We start from the raw sequence: 21,476 nt of genomic DNA, 5'->3' as shown, positions 1-21,476 counted from the left end.
TTTCACAAAGAGGTTAAGAAAAAAAATGAAATTATTTTTCACTGTTGAACCTGTAACCTAATTTTTTGGAGGTTTTTAGCTTCATTTTCTTGCTCATTTCTATTACTTGATGAACACTTACTACCTGAACATCTTTAAAAGGAGGAGTGAGGAGCTCAAAATCCATAGAAGTTAGCATTAATTCTTCAATTATGGTTTTTAGGATGTCTTTATTTAAGACAGAATGTTCAAAATCATTGTAAAGGAAGCCCATTTTATTAGTACCATCCGTAAAGAAGTGTTGTTCTTTGTTGATGAAAATACGCCCTAGCAAAAAGCCTAAATCATTTTCTCTATGGTATTTGAAACTATCACTTAAGAAATTATAAACGTTTATAACCCCACAATATGCACGGTATTTGTCTTCTTTTACATAATTTGAATTCCATATTTGATGGGTTTTGTCAAAGGAAAATGTATTGGTGTGCATGTGAAAAATGAGAGTGTCCCCAGAGAATTTTATTTCAATTTCAAACTCGCCTTTGTCTGTATATTTGACTTCAACGTTTTTGTCAATAGTAGAGATTTGACTCTCCAAATCATCAGAAAGTTCTTTTGCCACTTCTTTCAATGAGTTAAAAGCAGACTTACTTACTCTATACACCTCCTGCTTAGTAGCCGCTTTTTTACTCAGTTTATCGATAATTTTTTTTGAACTATCCATTTAGTAAGCTTTAGCAAAAATTACCTTTTGAGAGGATGGGTTTTTACTATATATACATTCTCCTTCCTCTTTAGTATTATTTAATGGAATACAACGAATGGTTGCTTTGGTTTCCTCTTTAATTTTTTGTTCGGTTTCTGGAGTACCATCCCAATGGGCATATACAAAGCCTGAATCTTTCGACATCAATTCTTTAAAATGTTCCCAATCTTGAGCATGATGTGTATTATCATCTCTAAACTGTTGAGCTTTCAACAGTAATGTTTCTTGAATTTTTTCTAATAAATGTTCTACCTTGTTAGTTAAATCATCCATGCTAACGACCTCTTTTTCAAGAGTATCTCTTCTTGCCAATTCAACGGTATTGTTTTCTAAATCTCTAGGTCCAATCGCAATTCGTAGTGGTACTCCTTTAAATTCATATTCAGAAAATTTCCAGCCTGGCTTGTGAGTGTCTCTATCATCATATTTTACGCTAACACCTACTTTTTCTAATTCCTTTTTTATAGCTTTAGCTTTTTCGCTTATAGTACTTAACTGCTCTTCTCCTTTGTATATTGGTACAATAACGACTTGAAAAGGAGCGAGTTTAGGAGGAAGTACCAGACCATGGTCATCAGAATGCGTCATAACAAGTGCTCCCATTAATCGAGTCGAAACTCCCCAAGAGGTTGCCCAAACGTATTCTTGTTTTCCTTCCTTGCTCGTAAACTTTACCTCGAAGGCTTTAGCAAAATTTTGCCCTAAGAAGTGTGATGTTCCAGCTTGTAGAGCTTTACCATCTTGCATTAGTGATTCTATACAATAGGTTTCCAAAGCACCTGCAAAGCGTTCATTAGCACTTTTTAAGCCTTTAATAACAGGCATTGACATAAAGTCTTCTGCAAAACGTGCATAGACTTCAATCATTTGCTCTGTTTCTTCAATAGCCTCTTGCTTTGTAGCGTGTGCTGTGTGCCCTTCTTGCCATAAGAATTCAGCTGTTCTTAAGAATAAGCGAGTTCTCATTTCCCAACGAACTACATTGGCCCATTGATTTACCAAAATAGGGAGGTCTCTGTAAGATTGTATCCACTTTCTATACGTATCCCAAATGATTGTTTCTGATGTTGGTCGAACGATTAACTCCTCATCCAGCTTTGCATCTGGGTCTACAACAACGGATTTACCATCTTCACTATTCTTTAATCTATAATGCGTTACAACAGCACATTCCTTAGCAAATCCTTCTACGTGTTCGGCTTCTTTACTTAAATAGGACTTTGGAATGAATAAAGGGAAATAGGCATTGGAGTGTCCAGTTTCTTTAAACATTCTATCCAATTCACTTTGCATTTTTTCCCAAATGGCGAAGCCATAAGGCTTGATAACCATACATCCTCTCACACCTGAATTTTCAGCCAAATCTGCTTTAACTACTAACTCATTGTACCATTTCGAGTAATCCTCAGCTCGACTAGTGAAATTTTTTGCCATTTTTTATATTGAAAGTTTGTTTGTAATTTTACAGTTGATTGTGCGTTATAAGTATGACAAAATTAAACTTTTTAGCGAATAAGCATTCAAAGACTCGCTATCATTAAATAAATACATTATGAAAAGTCCATTCCTTATTTTATTTTCACTCATCTTAATTTTTTCATCCTGCATTACTATTGAAACAACTTCATCAGGTTTTAAAGATGAAATTTATTATACATCTGATAATTATGCTGAAGTTGCCGAGCAAGAAACTACTGAAATTAGACTTGAAGAAGAAGTAGCTGAGGAAGAATTTTCAGAGGAGAACTATGTTGATGAGTATGCTTCTGATGATTATTACGATTATCAGTACTCCTCACGTATTAGACGTTTTCATGGTCCAAGCTTTGGTTTTAGCTATTACAACAATTACTACACTAATTCTTTTTGGTACTCAAGTAATCCATTGCACTGTGGTGTAAGTATTTACTACGGTTATAACTTTTGGGATCCATTCTATTATGATCCATTTTACCACAGTTATTCTTACAGTCCATTTTATTACCACCCTTTTTATCATCATCATCATTATGCTCATTATGGATACCACGGTTATCACGGACATCATGGTGGTTTGTTAGCTTATGCTCCAACATATTATAACTCTTATGATAATAATAGTATTTATTATGGTCCTAGAGAGAATAATAAAAATAAAACGCCTGAGAGATTTGCTTCACTATATAGGGAGGAAGTTAAAAATAGAAAACCTCAAACGATTTCTAAAGAAAATTTTGAAGAGAATAAAAAACCTAATTATAACGTCCAGCAAACTACAGAATTTGGAAATAGAAGACCAACGTCAAATAAAATTAACAATTCTGTGAATACCAATACAAATGTTAACAATTCGTTTTCTAAGCCTGTTATTAACCAATCTGTAAATACAAACAAGCAACCTCAAAATAACAAGCCAACCTATTCCAAGCCGTCATACAGTAAGCCCTCTTACAATAAACCTGCTTACAACATACCTTCAAAAACTAAAAAACCCTTTGAAGATAATTCAATAAAAACACCATCTAGTAATAAAACATACTCAAAACCCTCTTTTAATTCATCTCCTAGAAGCTCTTCACCAAGAAGTGGGAGTAGTGGTAGAAGACCAAGATAATTAAGTTATGACTAAAAACATTCTCAGTATATTTTTGATAAGTGCAGCTTTAACTGTGAACGCACAAACGCATCAAGATGCTTTGTTTTTCTCTGAATCAGATGTTATTGGAACTGCTCGAACTGCAGCAATGGCAAATGCCTTTGGTGCTTTGGGTGCAGATATTTCTGTTTTGAGCACTAACCCAGCAGGTTTAGGCGTCTATCAATCCTATGATTTTGCTTATTCATTAAACCTTTCTGGTCGGGATATGACATCTTATTACAAGGGTAATAAAATTATAAATAGTAGTGGCAACTTTAATTTACCGTCTGTTGGTTTTGTTGCTCCACTTACTGCCAATAAGGATTCAGATTGGAGAAGAACAAATCTTGGCTTTGCTTACAATACTACAAAGGTATTTCGCTCTAATACTATTCAAAGTGCTTACAACTCAAATTCATCTTTAGTAGATGTGTATTTAGCTTCAGCTATGGGTTACATGCTTGATGATTTAGATCCATTTTTTGAGTTAGGTGCTTTTGATACAGACTTAATCGACTTGCAAACGGACTCTAATGGTTGGATTGATGATGGAAACTATTTTAGAGAGGTTGAAAAGGGTCAAGATCAGTTCAATCAAACAAGTATTTCTGGCTCGATGGGTGAGTTTGCTATTAGTTATGCTGGCTCATATCAAGAGAAGATTTATTTGGGAGGTACAATAGGACTTACAAATATTAATTACCAAAAAAAGACAAGATACAACGAGCGTAATTTTGCCGATACTAACTCTACTGTCCAATCTTTTGATGTTTATGAAAATCAAATGACTACTGGAAGTGGTATTAATTTAAAGCTAGGGGCAATATATAGAGCCAATGATAATTTCAGAATAGGATTAGCTTGGCATTCTCCAACACTTAATGATATGCACGATGAGTGGGAAATGACTATGAGGACTCAACACAGTCTAAATGACAGTGATTATGCTTATTCTTATACATCGCCTTATGGGATTTACGATTATGAAATAGTTACACCAATGAAAGTCATAGGTAGTGCAGCATTGATTCTTGATAAGCTTTTATTGAGTGCCGATGTTGAGTTTGTTGATTATTCTACAATGCAGTTAAATGGCGATGCCTATGACTATTTTAGCAATCAAGAAAACATTATTTCAAATCACTATACAGATGTGGTAAATACTAGACTAGGTGCAGAGTTAAATCTTTCGCCTATTTTAATAAGAGGAGGGTATTCATATTATCAAAATCCTCTAGTCAGTGATGAAATGGTAGGCTCTATTGATGAATTTCGAAATGAAAAGACATCTTACACCATTGGTATTGGCAAGCGTGGGAAGTACAGATATATAGATTTAGCCTATGTATTTTCGGAATATTCAGAAGGTCAATCACTATATAGTACTGTATTTGAACCTGCTCATAAAACCACAAACACATCTTACAGTTTGATTTTTACTATGGGTTGGAAGTTTTAGTTGAGGCGTTCAAGTCCAGCTTTTGCTTTTTGATTTAGACTTTGTTCGTACAAATGATTTTTCATTTCAATACAACGTTGAAAGTATTTCGAAGCTAGTTGTTTATCTCCTTTTTTCTCATAGATTAAACCCAACTGTAAAGCAGATTTAGCAGAGAAATAGAAGTTTTCACCTTTATCTTTTTCAATTGTTTGTTTATAAAAATGAATAGCTTCAAAAGTATTTTCTAACTTTTCGTAAACTCTAGCTTTTCGGTAGTGAAATTCTAAAGTGTTTTGTAAATCTTGTTGTAATAGCTGTTTGTTAATGGCACCCATCTCTTGTAATGAGTTTTCATAATATCCACCATCAAAATACAACCTTGCTTTAAGCAGTTCTTTATAAGGAATCAGTTCTTTATTGTAAAAATCTTGTGCTTCTTTATCAGCCCCAACATACAGTCCTCCAACATCATTGATTTTATTTCTATATTTCTTGAAATTGACTTCATCCCCCTCAATTAAATACTGCCAACTTATTTTCATCAAGGCAGATTTTTTATAATTCATACCACTAAAATTTTGAATGTAGTCTTCAAAGAATTTAATACAGTCTGAGTCAAGTTTATTTTGTTTTCCAACAGCGATTAAATAGTCTAAATAATGAAAAGGATAGTAGTCTGATCCTTTTATTCTGTTTTCAAGAATACTGATGGATAAATCATTCTGACCTAACTTTGTGGCAATTCGACTAGCTGCGAAATTTAGAAGAATATAGTCGCTGTTTTCAATTTCTTTCAAAAGGCTTTTCAAATCATTTTGGTTGTTGTCTAAATTCATTTTTAGAAAAGCGTATAAAAAGTATGTTTCTTCAACCATAGATGAAAATGATGGATCATTTTTCATTTCATTAATAGTATTTCTCATAAGATTTAAACCGTTGTCTAAATTCCCTTCCATACCAATAATGGACAAAATCCAATTGTAATGCTTAGGTACACTTCCTATGAGAGAATACAACATGCTTAGACTTTTTTTATTGGGTAAAAAGTCAGGGTATTTTTTGTCATTTTCTATTAGAATTCGGTAGGCTTTGTTGATTTCATAAGCTGCCGTAAAGTATTCTGCAAACTTGAGTCGATTTGCTGCCCATTGTAAATGAATTTCTGCTTCAGAATATAATTTCCAAGGAGATTCTGATTTGTCCTCTTCAATTTTTGATAAACGGCTGTCTTTCAGAGATTTTAATTTATCAAATTCATTTTTTTCTTCACTGATCTGAATTTTAAGATAGTCAGCATAGTTTTCAATAAGATAGACTAAAGAATTACTAGTGTTAAGTTTTCGCTCGTTATCTAAAATACGCTGTGCTTTATCAAACTTTAGCTGAATAGTGTTGGTGTATGCTTCTTTACAGTTTGAATTCCAGTCAAAACTAGCGTAAGCCGATTGGAATATTAGAATATGAAATATGGTAATTAAAGTAAATCGCATAAAAAAAAAGGGATTCTATAATTAGAATCCCTACAAATTTAGTTTAAAAAATAAATTATGCCTTTTCTGATTCAAACATTTGAGAATCGATTAAGATTCTTCCACAATGTTCACACACAATCACTTTTTTATGTGCTTTGATATCTAACTGTCTCTGTGGAGGGATTTTACTAAAACAACCACCACAAGCGTCTCTATCAACAGATACTACTGCCAAACCATTTCTGGAATTAGTTCTAATTCTTTTGTAAGCTGATAATAAACGTTCGTCTACTACTTTTTCGGCAGCATCAGATTGCTTCAATAAGCTTTTTTCGTCTTTTTCTGTTTCAGAAACGATAGTATCTAACTCTTTCTTCTTTTCTTCAAAGATGTCTTTTCTTTCGTTGTATTGCTCAGTTGAACTGGCTTTCGTTTCGTTTAAGAACTCAATTTTAGAAAGATTATCTTTTATTTTTTTGTTAGCAAGTTCAATTTCTAAGTTTTGAAATTCGATTTCCTTACTTAAAGAATCGTACTCACGATTATTTTTTATGCTTTCAAGTTGCTTATTGTACTTTTTTACAAGCTCTTCAGCTTCTTTGATAGCTAATTTTCTTTTAGAAATAAAGCTTTCTTTATCGGCTATGTCTGCGTCAATCTTTTCGATTCTTGTCTCCAGACCTTTTAAATCATCTTCTAAATCTTGAACTTCAAGAGGCAACTCACCTCTGACAGTTCTTATCTTGTCAATCTCTGAATCGATGGATTGTAATTTATGTAATGCTTGTAGTTTGTCTTCAACTGAAAATTCTGTTGTTACAGCTTTCTTTTTTGCCATTATTTCAAATAATTGATAGGGTTCGTATTTACACTTGATAAACGGGTGGCAAACTTAGTAAATTTTTTCTTAAGAATATCACTAATAAGCTCTTTGGTGAATTGTTCACTTTCATAATGTCCAATATCGGCTATAATTATTTCATTATCGGCATCAAAAAATTGATGATATTTAAAATCTGAACTGATGAAAATATCTGCGCTAATTCTTTTTGCATCCTCTAGTAAAAATGAGCCAGAACCACCACAAATTGCTATTGTTTGAATGTTTTCTTTGCACACTTCAGTGTGTCTGATGCAATCGGTATTCATTACTTTTTTTATAAACTTCAAAAATGCTTCACTTTTCATAGATTTTGGTAGAGAACCATATATGCCTGAACCAATGTTTTGATTTTTATTTTCTAGAGTGAAAATTTCATATGACACTTCTTCATAAGGATGATTTTCGAACATTGCTGAAAGGATTTTATGTTCCAAATATGAAGGCAGAATCATTTCAATTTTAACTTCGTTCTCTTTGTGCAGAGCATTTTTAGTGCCAATTGATGGATTACTGTCATCATTTCCTTTAAACGTTCCAGTCCCTTCACTTCTGAAACTACATTGGCTATAATTTCCAATATTTCCAGCTCCAGATTCCCACAATTTTTCCTTTAGTCTTTGTTCTGATTCTGTTGGGCAATAGACAGAAAGTTTTTTTATGAAGGATGATTTAGTCCTAAGTATTTTTGTGTTAACTAATCCTAATTTATTAGCTATAGCTCCATTAACCCCGTCCTTAATGTTGTCTAAATTGGTGTGGATAGCATAAATAGCAATATTGTTTTTTATGGCTTTTAGTAAAGTACGTTCGATATAATTCGAGCCAGTTATTTTTTTTAAGCCTTCAAAAACAATAGGGTGATGAGCAATTATAAGTTCGCAATTTTTATTTATGGCTTCTTCAACAACTTTTTCGGTACAATCTAAACTTATCAAAGCTGTATTTACATTCTTACTTTTATCTCCAACAATCAAGCCAGAATTATCGTAATTTTCTTGTATACTGAGCGGTGCAATTGATTCCAGATGATTGATAATCTCATATATTTTCATAAAACCAAAAATAACATATAATTAATTTATATATTTGTTCAAACTGAAAATTTATTTCCTTATATAAATATGCCATTTCTAAGATTGTTCCTTCTTCCTATGACTCTTTTTTATGGAATCTTTGTATACTTCCGAAATTTGTTTTTTGATTTAGGCTTGTTTTCTTCTAGAGAATATTCTGTTCCAATTATTTCAGTTGGTAATTTGTGTACGGGAGGAAGTGGTAAATCACCACATGTTGAATACATAATTAAGTTATTGGAAAACAGAAAAAAAGTTGCCGTATTAAGCAGAGGTTACGGAAGAGATACTACTGGCTTCAAATGGGTGGAAAGTGATTCTTTTGTGAAAGATGTAGGAGATGAGCCATTACAAATGCTTAAAAAATTCCCTGAAGTAAAAGTAGCTGTTTCTGAAAGTAGAAATGTTGGTATTCAAAATATTATTCATGAAGAGTGCGAGTTAATAGTTCTAGATGATGCGTATCAACACCGATGGGTAAAACCAGGGCTAAATATATTACTTACTACTTATGATAACCTATTCATAAATGATCATTTAATTCCATTTGGAAATCTTAGAGAGTCAAGTAAACGTGCAAGTAGGGCGGATATAATTGTAGTTACAAAATCACCTTTTCCACTATTACCTTTAGATGAATACCGTTTGAATGAACAAATAGCACCATTTTTTCATCAAAAATTATGTTACTCATACATTGAGTATTTAACCCCAAAGCGTCTCTTTGGAGAAGGTGAATTAATGATTGACAACAAAAAAATTGTTTTATTCACGGGGATAGCATCATCGAAAAAGATTTTAGATTATGTGAATTCAAAGGCCGAACTGTGTGAACACTTTGAGTATAGAGACCATTATCATTACAAAAAAAGAGACATTTTAAAAATTATTGACTGTTTTAAAAAGATTGAATCAGAAGAAAAGTTAATTTTGACAACAGAAAAAGATGCCGCTAGATTGGGTATTTTTGAAAATTACTTTGAAGGTCTTCCCATTGCTTTTTTACCAATTGAGGTGAAATTTCAAGGAAAGACTAATTTTGATGACTTAATCTTAAAATATGTTGAACAGAATCGACTCGATAACACAGTTTCTAGAAAATAAAATTCCTTTTACTCCAAAAGTTGGTATTATTTTAGGTACAGGACTTGGAGGTCTTGTAAAGAAAATAGACATAGAACAGACCATACCTTATGATGAAATTCCACAATTCCCCCTTTCAACGGTAGAAGGACATAAAGGAAAATTAATTTTAGGAAAACTTTCAGGTACTAATGTTATAGCTATGCAAGGGCGTTTTCATTTTTATGAAGGCTATTCCATTCAAGAAGTAACAATGCCAGTTAGGGTAATGAAAAAACTTGGCATAGAACATCTCATTATTTCTAATGCAAGTGGTGGTGTTAATCCAGATTATGAAGTCGGAGATTTAATGATTCTTAATGATCATATTAACTTAATTCCAAGTCCACTCATTGGTCCAAACCTTGATGAATTTGGTGTTCGTTTTCCTGATATGAGCGATACATATGATAAAACAATGATAAAAACAGCTTTATCAATTGGTGAGGATAACGGAATTAGAGTTTTTGAAGGGGTATATGCTGCAGTAACAGGTCCATGTCTTGAAACGCCTGCCGAATATAAATACCTTAGAATTATTGGCTCTGATACCGTAGGTATGTCTACAGTTCCTGAGGTAATTGTTGCAAGGCATATGCAGATTCCTTGCTTTGCAATATCCGTAATTACAGATCTAGGAATCGAAGGTAAAATTAAAAAAGTAAGCCACGAAGAAATTCAAAAAGTAGCAGAGGTAGCTGAGCCAAAATTGACTTTAATTATTGAAGAATTAATCAAAACAATCTCCTAAAATGAAATTACTTTTAAGAATATTTTTTGTGTTAATACCTTGTTTTTCTTTTTCACAGCTTTCTGAAAATGTTGAACTCCTATTTCATTGGGACGTGGATTCTTTAGTAGGCTCTGAAATTTTTGATAATACTTACAATGAAGTATGGGGTGTAGTAGTAGACAGTAGAGAGTATGCTATAATAGGTTCTACAGCTGGGACGCACATTTTTGATGTAACATCCACTGAAACTATTTCAGAAGTTGCTTTTGTAGCTGGTAAAGTTCAAGGACCTGAAATTATACACAGAGATTATCACGATTTTCATAACTTTCTTTATGCTGTTTCGGACGAAGGGGCAAGTTCTCTGCAGATTATCGATTTAAGCACTTTGCCAGATTCAGTTACATTAGTTTATGACTCTTCAGATTTATTTGAAAGGTCTCATAATATTTTCATTGATACTGCTACTGCAAAACTTTATACTACTAATGGAGATATTTATACCCTTGATGACCCTTTAGACCCTAAATTTTTGTACAATACCTCACTTTTAAGTTGTCATGATATCTATGTGCTAAACGATACGGCATACATTAATGGAGGAAATAGCGGATTTATAATAGTCGATTTTTCACAAACTACAATTGATAATCAAGAACATGAAGTGCTAGCAAGTTTACCAACATATCCTGATCAAGGTTATAACCATTCTGGATGGTTAACCCCTGATGGTAAGTATTACGCTATGGCAGATGAAACATGGGGAATGAGAATGAAAATATTAGATATTACTGATTTCTCGAACATTGAAGTCATAGCATTATTTGGTTCTGAAGTTGATGAAAACTCCATTCCACATAATCAGATAATCAATGGTAATTATCTGTATACAGCTTACTATCATGACGGCTTGTATGTGCATGATATTTCAAATCCTTCTAATCCAATATTGATTGGGTATTACGATACATTCTTGCCTGACCATCACGATAGCTATATGGGTGCCTGGGGAGTATATCCATTTTTGCCTTCAGGAAAAATTTTAATTTCTGATATGCAAACGGGCTTATATATTTTTGATATAAATTACGATAACCCACTTAATACTTTTGAATTTAATGATTCAGTGTTCTCCGTTTTTCCAAACCCATGTACTGATATGCTTAGAATTCAGTCTAATAATACTATGGATGCAAATCTTGAAGTAATAGATTACACTGGTAAAATTCTTATTTCAGAACGTTTTTCGTCAAATGAATTCATATTGAACACTAGTGAATTACCAAATGGAATTTACCTTTTAAAGATTTCTAACAAAAATAAATACTCCACTTATAAAATACAAGTCCAATAATCTTCTAAAAATTCTCTTTGAATAAAGAAAAAAGATTGTAGATTTGCAGACCATTTCAAAAACAGTTAACAATGAAAAGAACATTTCAGCCTTCTAACAGAAAAAGAAGAAACAAGCACGGTTTTCGTGATAGAATGGAATCTGCTAATGGCCGTAAAGTTTTAGCTAGTAGAAGATTAAAAGGAAGAAAAAAATTAACAGTTTCGGATGAAACTAGACATAAACGCTAGTCGTTTATAAAGATACGTTTAAAGGTGTTGCATTTGCAACACCTTTTTTTTAAACCTACTGTTAAAAAATCATAGAGTTTTGTTAATAGTTTAGAAATCAAAAATTGTAGCATTATTTTTAAATCGGTTACATTCGCACAAACACTGTAAATTATGCCCAAAGACAATTCAATTAAATCCATTTTAATTATCGGAAGTGGTCCAATCGTTATTGGTCAAGCTTGTGAATTTGATTATTCTGGCTCTCAGGCAGCCAGATCTTTAAAAGAGGAGGGAATAGAAGTATCTCTTATAAACTCCAATCCAGCAACAATTATGACAGACCCAGTAGTTGCTGACAATGTGTATTTAAAACCACTTACAGTTGAATCTATTGAAGAAATTCTCGCTGAGCGAGATATTGACGCTGTTCTTCCCACAATGGGTGGTCAGACGGCACTGAATTTATGTATTGAGGCTGATGAGAAAGGGATTTGGGAAAAACACGGAGTTAGAATTATTGGTGTAGACATTGATGCCATTAATATTACCGAAGACAGAGAAGAGTTTAAGCAATTGATGGAAACAATAGGGATTTCATGTGCACCTTCTCAAACGGCTACCTCTTACCTAGAAGGAAAAGAAATTGCTCAAAAATTTGGTTTCCCACTATGTATTAGGCCATCATTTACCTTAGGTGGTAGTGGAGCGTCATTTGTTCATGAGGCAAAAGACTTCGATAATCTTCTAAAAAGAGGAATGGCTGCATCGCCAATTCATGAAGTAATGATTGATAAAGCTCTTTTGGGCTGGAAAGAATATGAGCTTGAATTATTGAGAGATAAAAATGATAATGTAATTATTATCTGTTCAATAGAAAATATGGATCCAATGGGAATCCATACTGGAGATTCGATTACTGTTGCTCCAGCAATGACTTTATCTGATACCACTTATCAAAAGATGAGAGATATGGCCATCAAGATGATGCGTGCTATTGGAGATTTTGCTGGTGGTTGTAACGTTCAGTTTGCTGTATCACCCGATGAAAAGGAAGATATTATTTCAATTGAAATTAACCCAAGAGTATCCCGTTCATCAGCATTAGCTTCAAAAGCTACAGGTTATCCTATTGCAAAAATTGCTTCTAAACTAGCAATTGGTTATACTCTCGACGAATTAGATAATCAAATTACTAAGTCTACATCAGCTTATTTTGAGCCAACCTTGGATTATGTTATAGTTAAAATTCCAAGATGGAATTTCGAAAAATTTGACGGTGCTAATACTGAGCTAGGTTTACAAATGAAATCTGTTGGAGAGGTAATGGCTATTGGTCGTTCATTTCAAGAAGCACTACAAAAAGCATGTCAATCATTAGAAATTAAACGAAATGGTTTAGGCGCTGACGGTAAAAGCTGGACTAATCAGGACGATATCCTTCATGCTATGAAGCATGCAAGTAGCGATAGGGTTTTTAGAATATATGACGCCATTCGTCTAGGTATTCCTTTAAAAACTGTTCATGAAATTACCAAAATGGATTATTGGTTCTTAAGACAATTAGAAGAACTTGTAATGCTTGAGTTGGAAATTGAGAAATACCACATTGACAACATTTCTGAAGAGTTGCTGCTTCAAGCTAAAATGAAAGGTTATGCTGACAGACAAATTGCACATTTGCTAAGATGTCTTGAAAGTGAGGTTTACAAAAAGCGTACAGATTTTGGAATTAATAGAGTCTATAAACTGGTTGATACCTGTGCTGCAGAGTTTGAGGCTAAAACCCCTTATTATTACTCTACTTTTGAATCCCAAAAGCAGTTAGCAGGCGGTAAGCCATTTTCCGAAAATGAAAGTGTTTCATCAGACAGAAAAAAGATAATTGTTCTGGGCTCTGGTCCAAATAGGATAGGGCAGGGGATAGAGTTTGATTATTGTTGTGTTCATGGTGTTTTAGCAGCCAAAGAATGCGATTATGAAACCATAATGATTAACTGTAATCCAGAGACTGTTTCAACAGATTTTGACACTTCAGATAAGCTCTATTTTGAGCCTGTTTTTTGGGAACACATTTATGATATCATCAAACATGAAAAACCCGAGGGTGTCATTGTTCAGCTAGGTGGTCAGACAGCTTTAAAACTAGCTGAAAAACTAGAAAGATATGGAATCAAAATAATGGGAACTAGCTATGAGGCTCTCGATTTAGCTGAGGACAGAGGTCGATTCTCTAACTTATTGAGAGATAATGATGTTCCATTCCCAGATTTTGGAGTTATAGAAACTGCTGAAGAAGCTTTAGAATTAGCTAAAGATTTAAACTTTCCAATCTTAGTTAGACCATCATACGTTCTAGGCGGTCAAGGAATGAAGATTGTCATTAATGAGTCTGAATTAGAGCACCATGTCGTAAACTTACTCAAAGATATTCCAGGTAATAGAGTACTCTTAGACCATTATTTAGATAATGCCATAGAAGCAGAGGCAGATGCCATCTGTGATGGAGAAAACGTTTATATCATCGGTATAATGGAGCATATTGAGCCTTGTGGTATACATTCAGGCGACTCCAATGCTGTATTACCTACATTTGATTTAAGTGATAATGTACGTCAGCAAATGATTGATATCACTAACAAAATTGCAGTTGCTCTGAAAACAGTTGGACTGATTAACATTCAATTTGCTATTAAAGATGAAGTTGTTTACGTTATCGAAGCCAACCCTAGAGCATCAAGAACGGTTCCATTTATAGCTAAAGCCTACAAAGAGCCATATGTTAATTACGCAACAAAAGTCATGCTAGGTAACAAAAAGGTTAATGATTTTGATTTTAATCCTTTCAAGCAAGGGTATGCAATTAAAGTGCCAGTCTTTTCGTTCAATAAGTTCCCTAATGTGAATAAAGAGTTGGGGCCTGAAATGAAGTCTACCGGAGAAGCGATACATTTCATTGATGATTTGAAAGACCCATTTTTCAAGAAAGTATATTCTGAAAGAAGTCTTTATTTAAGCCGATAAAAAATGTTAAAAACCATTTTTTTAATTCTAATTATCTTTTATTCAGTTAGATTTCTGACTCGAATTTTAGCACCACTTTTTTTGAAAAGCATGATTAATAGGGCTCAACGAAATATGAACCCTAATCAGCCACCTCGACAGGAAGGTGAGGTGTCAATCAAGAAAGATAAAAAGTCAAAAAGTAAAAAATCTTCTTCATCAGTTGGTGAATACGTAGATTTTGAAGAAATTGACGACAATCAGTAAATCCTTATTATTATGAAAGCATTGAATTGGAAAAAGTTGTTGCCACACTTTACAGCTATTGCAGTTTTTGTCTTAATATCCTTAGTCTATTTTTCTCCAGTACTAGAGGGTAAAAAACTTGAACAACAAGATATCCGACAATTTAAAGGGATGTCTGAAGAAATTGTACAGCACAGAGCTGAATATGATGAGGAACCATTATGGACAAATTCAATGTTTTCTGGAATGCCTGCTTATCAAATTTCTGTACTACACAAAAGTAATTTAATAAGTTATTTTTCAAATGTTTTCAAGTTATATCTTCCAGCACCAGCTGGAATAGTCTTTTTATATCTATTGGGTTTTTATTTTCTTCTAGTCACATTATCAATTGATTATCGTTTGGCAATTTTAGGAGCAATAGCATTTGCTTTTTCTTCCTATTTCTTTATCATTATTGAAGCAGGTCACAACACAAAGGCTCATGCAATTGGCTATTTGGCACCCATTGTTGCGTCAGTTCTAATGGTATTTAGAGGAAGATTACTATTGGGTTCTGCATTAACAGCCTTTTTTACGGCTTTGATGGTTAATGCAAACCATTTTCAGATTACATACTACCTTATTATGCTTTTATTTGTAATTGGTATAGTAAAACTCGTAGAAGCTTTCAAGGAGAAAACAATGCCTGTATTTATTAAGCAAGTTGCTTTTTTACTATTAGCTGGTGGTATTGGTGCTTTGACGAGCTCTTCTAAGTTGATGACTACAATGGAATATGGAGCAGAAAGTATACGTGGTAAATCTGAATTGACTGCTAATCAAAACAATAAAACCTCAGGTTTGGATAAAGACTACGCTATGGCATGGAGTTATGGTAAAGCGGAATCGTTTACGCTTTTAATTCCTAATTTTCATGGTGGGGCTTCTGGAGGTGAATTAGGCACTGACTCTGAAACATATAAGTTGTTTAAGAATAGTGCTCAATCAAGTCAGGCTAAAAATATTATTAAGCAATTACCCTTGTATTGGGGAACTCAACCCTTTACTTCTGGACCTGTTTACGCTGGGGCGATAATTTGTTTCCTTTTTGTTTTGGGTCTGTTTCTATTTAATGGCTATTTAAGGTGGTGGATTGTAATTTCATTTTTACTGATGCTTACCTTAGGTTGGGGAAAGAACTTTATGCCCCTAACCGACTTTTTTCTAGATTATATACCAGCTTACAATAAATTTAGAACGGTTTCAACTACATTAGTGATTGTTGAGTTTTTAATGCCTTTCCTTGGAATCCTTGCATTGAATAAAATTCTTGAAGAGGGAAAAACAAAGAAGGTTTTAAAAGGACTTAAATATTCTTTAGCTATCACTGGAGGCTTATGTTTATTATTTGCTCTTGCTCCAACTATGTTTTTTGACTTCACAGGTCCAAATGATCAACAATATGGAGATGCTTTAAGTAATGCATTGCAATTGGATAGAGCATCAATATTTCAATCTGATGCTTTTCGTTCTTTGATATTAATACTTTTAGCTGGAACGTCTATATGGCTTTATTTGTCAAATACCCTCAAAAAATTACCAACAATTTTGATAATTGGTATTTTGATTTTAGGTGATATGTGGGTAGTGAATAAACGCTACTTGAACAATGATAATTTTAAAGCCAAAAGAAAGGTCGTTCAGCCTTATACACCAACAACCGCTGATAATCAAATTTTGAGAGACACTGATCCGAATTTTAGAGTGTATAATACGACTGTTAGCCCTTTTAACGACGCTTCTACTTCATACTTTCATAAATCTATTGGTGGTTATCATGGTGCAAAATTAAGACGTTATCAAGAGCTAATTGATAATCATATTTCAAAAGGTAATATGCAGGTGCTTAATATGTTGAACACCAAGTATTTTATCGTTAAAGGTCAAAACGGACCCGTAGCTCAATTAAATTCTGGAGCGCTTGGAAATGTATGGTTTGTAAACGACATCATTAAGGTTGAAAATGCTGATAAAGAAATTGAAACATTAGGTCAGATTAATACCGCTAATCAAGTAATAGTTGACGATAGATTTGATACACCTCAAAACATTAGTATAGACAGTACTGCAAGTATTAATCTAACTAGCTATAAAGCAAACCACCTAAGCTACGAATCTTCTTCAACAAAAGAGCAATTTGCTGTTTTCTCTGAAATCTTTTACGATAAAGGGTGGAATGCTTATATTGATGGTAAAATAGTTTCTCATGTAAGAGCAAATTATGTTTTAAGAGCAATGACAATTCCAGCAGGAAAGCACACTATTGATTTCAAATTTGAGCCTAAGACTCATTATTTGGGTGAGAATATTTCATTAGCATCTTCTCTAATTTTGTTATTATTTTTAATTGGAGTATTCTACAGAGAACTTAAAGTTTAATGAAAAAAGTTCTCATCATAACTTACTATTGGCCACCAGCATCAGGTTCTGGTGTTCAGCGTTTTCTTAAGTTTAGTAAGTATTTGAGAGATTTTGGTTGGGAGCCTGTTATTTTAACAGTAGAAAATGGAACATATTCCGCATATGATGAATCATTATTAAATGATATACCTAATGGGGTCAAAGTCTTTAAAACTAAAACATTTGAACCTTTTAGGTTTTATTCAATGTTTTCTAGCAAAAAAGGTGATATACCAACATCTTCAATAGGGCATCAAAAAGAAGATACATTTCTACAAAAATTATTGATATATATACGAGCTAATTTCTTTATTCCAGATGCCAGAAAAGGGTGGTATAGATTTGCTTGTAAAAAAGCAGAAGAAATAATTAAAAAGGAATCTATTGATACTATTATAACTACAGGGCCACCACATAGTACTCATTTAATAGGTCAGTACCTAAAAGAAAAAACACATTTACCATGGCTAGCGGATATGCGTGATCCATGGACTACTGTTTTTTATAATACGTTTTTTCCTAGAACAAAATCTACACAAAAAAAGGATAAGTACCTTGAAGATTTAGTTCTAAAATCTGCCGATTTAATCACTGTAGTAAGTAAGGGAATGAATGATGAGTTTAAAGATAGAGCCAATAATATTTGTACTATTTACAATGGCTTTGATGAAGATGATTTTAAAACCAAAGAGTCAAGTCGTTCTTCCAAATTTACCATTACATATACCGGTAATTTTTTTCCAAGTCAAAACACTGAAACACTATGGAAATGCTTAAAAGATTTAAGTGCTGAAGACTCAAGTTTTAAAGAACACCTTATCCTAAATTTTGTTGGAAATATTGATAAACAAATTATAAGTAGTCTTAATGAATACGGTTTATCCAATTCACTTAAAATTGAAGCTTTTCTTCCACACAATAATGCTATTGATAGAATATTAAACTCCTCTTTACTTTTACTCATAATTCCTAATTCGGTAAGAAATCACCTTATAATTACAGGTAAACTATTTGAATATTTGGCAACATCTAAGCCTATCTTATCTATTGGTCCAATTGGTAATGCATCTGATGTTATTTCAGAATCTGGAAACAATAAAATGATTGATTATGGCGATTATGATGAAATGAAACGCCAAATCCTTTGTGCATATACACATTGGAAAGATAATACCTCTAGTGTTTCAGTAAATGATAAAATAAACGCCTTTAGTAGAAAGACACTCACTGGATTATTAGTAGAACAATTAAATAGTATTTCTGATTAACCACTTATCCTTAATTTTGTTCTATTCGACTAAATTAAATCTTTTACATTTGCTTTAATGGGAATTATAAGAACTCAAAGTATTAAAAATTCAATAAATCTCTACATTGGGATAATCATTGGAGCTATAAATACTATTCTTGTCTTTCCTTTTGTGTTTGTTGAAAATCCTCAATATTGGGGTTTACTTCAATTATTAGTTTCCTATTCTATTATTATATCATCTTTTTCTCATATAGGAACCCCACATATTTTAATTCGTTACTTTCCTATTTTTAAAGATAAAGCAAAGCTTATTTCTTTTTCTTTTACTCTTACACTTATAGGTTTTTTATTGTTTTTAATAGTCTTTTTTAGTTTTAAACCTTTATATATTGACTATATAAGTGATAATCCATTATTATTGGAATATTTTTTTCTAGTAGTTGTTCTTGTTTTTAGCACAATATTTTTTGATTTACTTAATAGTATTTCAAGATCTCATTTGGATTCATCTACTCCAATTTTTCTAAATGATGTTTTGATTCGACTAATTACCTTTCTACTACTATTGGTTTATCATTTTAAACTAATTGACTTCAAACTTTTTATTTATCTATATGTTGCTTCTTACTGTTTAAAGCTTATTATATTATTTTTTATACAAATTGTTGAAAAGCGTATTCCTGTTCTAATAAGCTGGAATTGGCATGAGGTAAGAGAATTATTAAGATATGGTCTATATGTAATTTTAGGATCTGGAGCGGCAATCTTAGTTTCAAGAGTCGATATAATAATGATAGAGTATTATCTAAACTTAGAATATGTTGCTTTTTATGGACTAGCTTTTTTTATAGGCAGTGTGATAAAAGTTCCTGCCAGGTCAGTTACATCCATATCTTCACCTTTGATTGCATCAGCATTCAAAGAAAATAGATTGGATAAGGTTTTAGAAATCTATAAGAAAACATCAATCAATCTATTGATAATTAGCAGTCTTATGTTTTTACTTATATGGTTAAATATTGATGACATTTTACATATTCTTCCTGAGAAATTTCAATCTGGTAAATATGTAGTATTATTTATAGGGCTTTCTCAGGTTGTAAATCTCGCTTGCGGTTTAAATGGATTAATAATTATAAATTCTAAATATTTTAAGGCAGATCTTCTATTTAATGTTGTTTTGTTAACTTTTGTTGTAATTACCAATATCTTACTTATACCAAAGATGGGAATTGATGGAGCAGCCTTAGCTAGTTTACTTTCAATAATTATTCATAATATTATAAAGCTTATCTATATTTATGTTAAAATAAAAATTCAGCCCTTTGATTTTCAGTCAATTAAGCTCTTTTTAATTTCAGTTTTAGTTTATTTTATAATCCAGCTTACGCCTATGATTGACAATAGTATTTTATCAGTAATTCTTAAAACTATACTAGTATTATCAATATTTATTCCGCTTGTCATTAGCATGAAAATTTCTAATGATATTAATGATTTTTATAAGAATCTAATATTGAAAATTTATAAACTATTTCGTTAATATATTTTTTTAAAGTGTTTTTATTTAATGTGATGATTACTCAACATTCACTTAGGCATATATTATTTTAAAATTTTTGAATTTATTTTAAAAAGTTATTTAAAAATTTCAATCAAAATTTCTTCTTGTTTTTGATTATTGTAATTATGATATAGCATTTTTTTTCCGTTTGACCCCATTTTATACCTTAATGATTTATCATTTTCAAGCTTTTCTATACTTGTTAAAAATTCATTTTCATTAGAGAAAATTAGACCACAATTATAACTCTGAATTAGTTGTTGTTGTGGTAGACAATTAGATGCTATTATAGCCTTACCTCCAAAAAGATATTGAAAAATTTTATTGGCTATTCCTGATTCATGTTGAGCATTTTTAATTAATGGACATACGCAAATATCAATTATATTTAGATATGATGGGAGTTCAGATAATTCAATCCAAGGAATATAATCAATGAATTCTTTTATAGATGGGTTTGATGTCAATTCTTCGAATTTCTTTTTATCTGATTTATCTACAGGGCCAATAAACAGAAGATTAACCATTAAACCTTTCTCTATAGCTTTTTTAAAAACTGATAATAAAGTAAAAACTCCTCTTCTTTGACCAATAACACCAAAATAAAAGAGTGTAGTTCTTTTTTTAGATGGTAGTTTTTTAATTGTAAAGGACTCAAATTTTTTTAAATCAATAGAATTATCGAATGAGTAAATAGTTTTCGGATTTATGCTTGGATATCTACTTACAAGTGATTGTTTAAAAAAGTCTGATAAAACTATAATTTTATCTGCATATGATAAATATTCTTTTTCTTTTTTATACCAATTAGTAGTTTTTGCTAAAAAAGCTCTAATACTACCTTTTGTCCAATTATAGGAGTTAATAGCTACTGGATAATTTTCATGTAAATCAAGGATCAGATCAATTTTTTTATTTGAAGATTGAATTGCTTTTCGAGCACATTTTGACATATACAAATCATGAGCATGAATAGTATCTATCGAATTTTTCAGTATAAATTTATGAATTTTCTTAGTCCAAATATATTCGTAAATAGGTAGTCTTTGAAAAAGAAAAAATAAAATATTTCTAATTTTTTTACTCAGTTTAAAGACTGTTACTTTAATATGCTTAGACGAACTATAGTCGTAGTCAGTAAAATTATAGCATAGTATAAATACATTAAAACCATTATTGATCAATATATCTGCTTCTTTTTTTACTCTGATATCTGAATAAAAATCTTTATCTAAAATAATGCCGACATTTTTATTTGTCATATTTTAATAACTCTTTTTAAGTTCCCATTTCCATGCGCTTTTCATGGCGTTTTCTAGT

General features: G+C 32.0%; 17 protein-coding genes. 11 read left to right on the top strand and 6 right to left on the bottom strand.

The annotated features are described in order from the left end of the window. Positions 1-31 precede the first annotated feature (31 nt). Together ISP73_04510 and ISP73_04505 are read right to left on the bottom strand one after the other, a co-directional pair. Entirely contained in the window at positions 32-703 is a 672-nt protein-coding gene (locus tag ISP73_04510; protein ID MBL6657850.1) for a hypothetical protein, read from the bottom strand. After that, entirely contained in the window at positions 704-2,179 is a 1,476-nt protein-coding gene (locus ISP73_04505; GenBank protein MBL6657849.1) for a proline--tRNA ligase, read from the bottom strand. It abuts the gene before it with no gap. A 118-nt stretch (positions 2,180-2,297) separates the two neighbouring features. On the opposite strand from ISP73_04505, the gene ISP73_04500 reads away from it, so the two are divergent. Further along, the gene (locus tag ISP73_04500) at positions 2,298-3,338 is read left to right on the top strand and encodes a hypothetical protein (protein ID MBL6657848.1); all 1,041 of its coding nucleotides are present in this window, start codon (positions 2,298-2,300) and stop codon (positions 3,336-3,338) included. 7 nt (positions 3,339-3,345) lie between these two features. Then, a complete protein-coding gene (locus ISP73_04495) occupies positions 3,346-4,821 on the top strand; it encodes an outer membrane protein transport protein (protein MBL6657847.1) in 1,476 nt (491 codons plus the stop codon). Here the strand turns inward: ISP73_04495 and ISP73_04490 are convergent. Genes ISP73_04490 through ISP73_04480 form a run of 3 tightly spaced genes read right to left on the bottom strand, consistent with a single transcriptional unit; the run spans position 4,818 to position 8,210 of the window. Beyond that, complete coding sequence (locus ISP73_04490; GenBank protein MBL6657846.1) at positions 4,818-6,293, bottom strand: tetratricopeptide repeat protein; 1,476 nt, start codon at positions 6,291-6,293, stop codon at positions 4,818-4,820. The genes ISP73_04495 and ISP73_04490 overlap by 4 nt on opposite strands. A gap of 55 nt (positions 6,294-6,348) precedes the next feature. Continuing rightward, positions 6,349-7,113, bottom strand: coding sequence for a hypothetical protein (locus ISP73_04485; GenBank protein ID MBL6657845.1), 765 nt, complete (start codon positions 7,111-7,113; stop codon positions 6,349-6,351). Then, positions 7,113-8,210, bottom strand: a complete 1,098-nt coding sequence (locus ISP73_04480) for a Nif3-like dinuclear metal center hexameric protein (GenBank protein MBL6657844.1) — start codon at positions 8,208-8,210, stop codon at positions 7,113-7,115. Before ISP73_04480 ends, ISP73_04485 begins: the two co-directional genes overlap by 1 nt. A 99-nt stretch (positions 8,211-8,309) precedes the next feature. On the opposite strand from ISP73_04480, the gene lpxK reads away from it, so the two are divergent. From lpxK to ISP73_04435, 9 genes are all read left to right on the top strand, one after another. Continuing rightward, entirely contained in the window at positions 8,310-9,335 is a 1,026-nt protein-coding gene (lpxK, locus tag ISP73_04475) for a tetraacyldisaccharide 4'-kinase (protein ID MBL6657843.1), read from the top strand. After that, a complete protein-coding gene (locus ISP73_04470; GenBank protein MBL6657842.1) occupies positions 9,292-10,104 on the top strand; it encodes a purine-nucleoside phosphorylase in 813 nt (270 codons plus the stop codon). The genes lpxK and ISP73_04470 overlap by 44 nt, the downstream gene beginning before the upstream one ends. Before the next feature lies 1 nt (position 10,105). After that, the gene (locus tag ISP73_04465) at positions 10,106-11,440 is read left to right on the top strand and encodes a choice-of-anchor B family protein (GenBank protein MBL6657841.1); all 1,335 of its coding nucleotides are present in this window, start codon (positions 10,106-10,108) and stop codon (positions 11,438-11,440) included. A gap of 71 nt (positions 11,441-11,511) precedes the next feature. After that, a complete protein-coding gene (gene rpmH / locus ISP73_04460) occupies positions 11,512-11,670 on the top strand; it encodes a 50S ribosomal protein L34 (protein ID MBL6657840.1) in 159 nt (52 codons plus the stop codon). Between the two features lie 153 nt (positions 11,671-11,823). Further along, positions 11,824-14,673 carry a carbamoyl-phosphate synthase large subunit gene (gene carB / locus ISP73_04455; protein MBL6657839.1) on the top strand — a complete coding sequence of 950 codons (2,850 nt, stop codon included), beginning with the start codon at positions 11,824-11,826 and terminating at the stop codon, positions 14,671-14,673. A gap of 3 nt (positions 14,674-14,676) precedes the next feature. Beyond that, positions 14,677-14,919 (top strand): DUF4834 domain-containing protein, encoded by a 243-nt coding sequence (locus tag ISP73_04450; GenBank protein ID MBL6657838.1) that lies wholly within the window; start codon positions 14,677-14,679, stop codon positions 14,917-14,919. A 12-nt stretch (positions 14,920-14,931) separates the two neighbouring features. Next, positions 14,932-17,319 (top strand): YfhO family protein, encoded by a 2,388-nt coding sequence (locus ISP73_04445; GenBank protein ID MBL6657837.1) that lies wholly within the window; start codon positions 14,932-14,934, stop codon positions 17,317-17,319. Next, on the top strand, positions 17,319-18,608 hold the full coding sequence (locus ISP73_04440) for a glycosyltransferase (GenBank protein ID MBL6657836.1): 1,290 nt from the start codon (positions 17,319-17,321) through the stop codon (positions 18,606-18,608). The genes ISP73_04445 and ISP73_04440 overlap by 1 nt, the downstream gene beginning before the upstream one ends. 57 nt (positions 18,609-18,665) lie before the next feature. Beyond that, positions 18,666-20,135 (top strand): polysaccharide biosynthesis C-terminal domain-containing protein, encoded by a 1,470-nt coding sequence (locus ISP73_04435; GenBank protein ID MBL6657835.1) that lies wholly within the window; start codon positions 18,666-18,668, stop codon positions 20,133-20,135. A 95-nt stretch (positions 20,136-20,230) separates the two neighbouring features. Here ISP73_04435 and ISP73_04430 read toward each other — a convergent pair whose 3' ends face one another. After that, positions 20,231-21,418 (bottom strand): glycosyltransferase family 4 protein, encoded by a 1,188-nt coding sequence (locus tag ISP73_04430; protein MBL6657834.1) that lies wholly within the window; start codon positions 21,416-21,418, stop codon positions 20,231-20,233. Positions 21,419-21,476: the final 58 nt, after the last annotated feature.

The organism is Flavobacteriales bacterium (assembly GCA_016779935.1).
Classification (GTDB): domain Bacteria; phylum Bacteroidota; class Bacteroidia; order Flavobacteriales; family UBA7312.
Note: the sequence above shows the minus strand (reverse complement) of the source record. Positions and strands in the feature narration are given on the sequence as shown.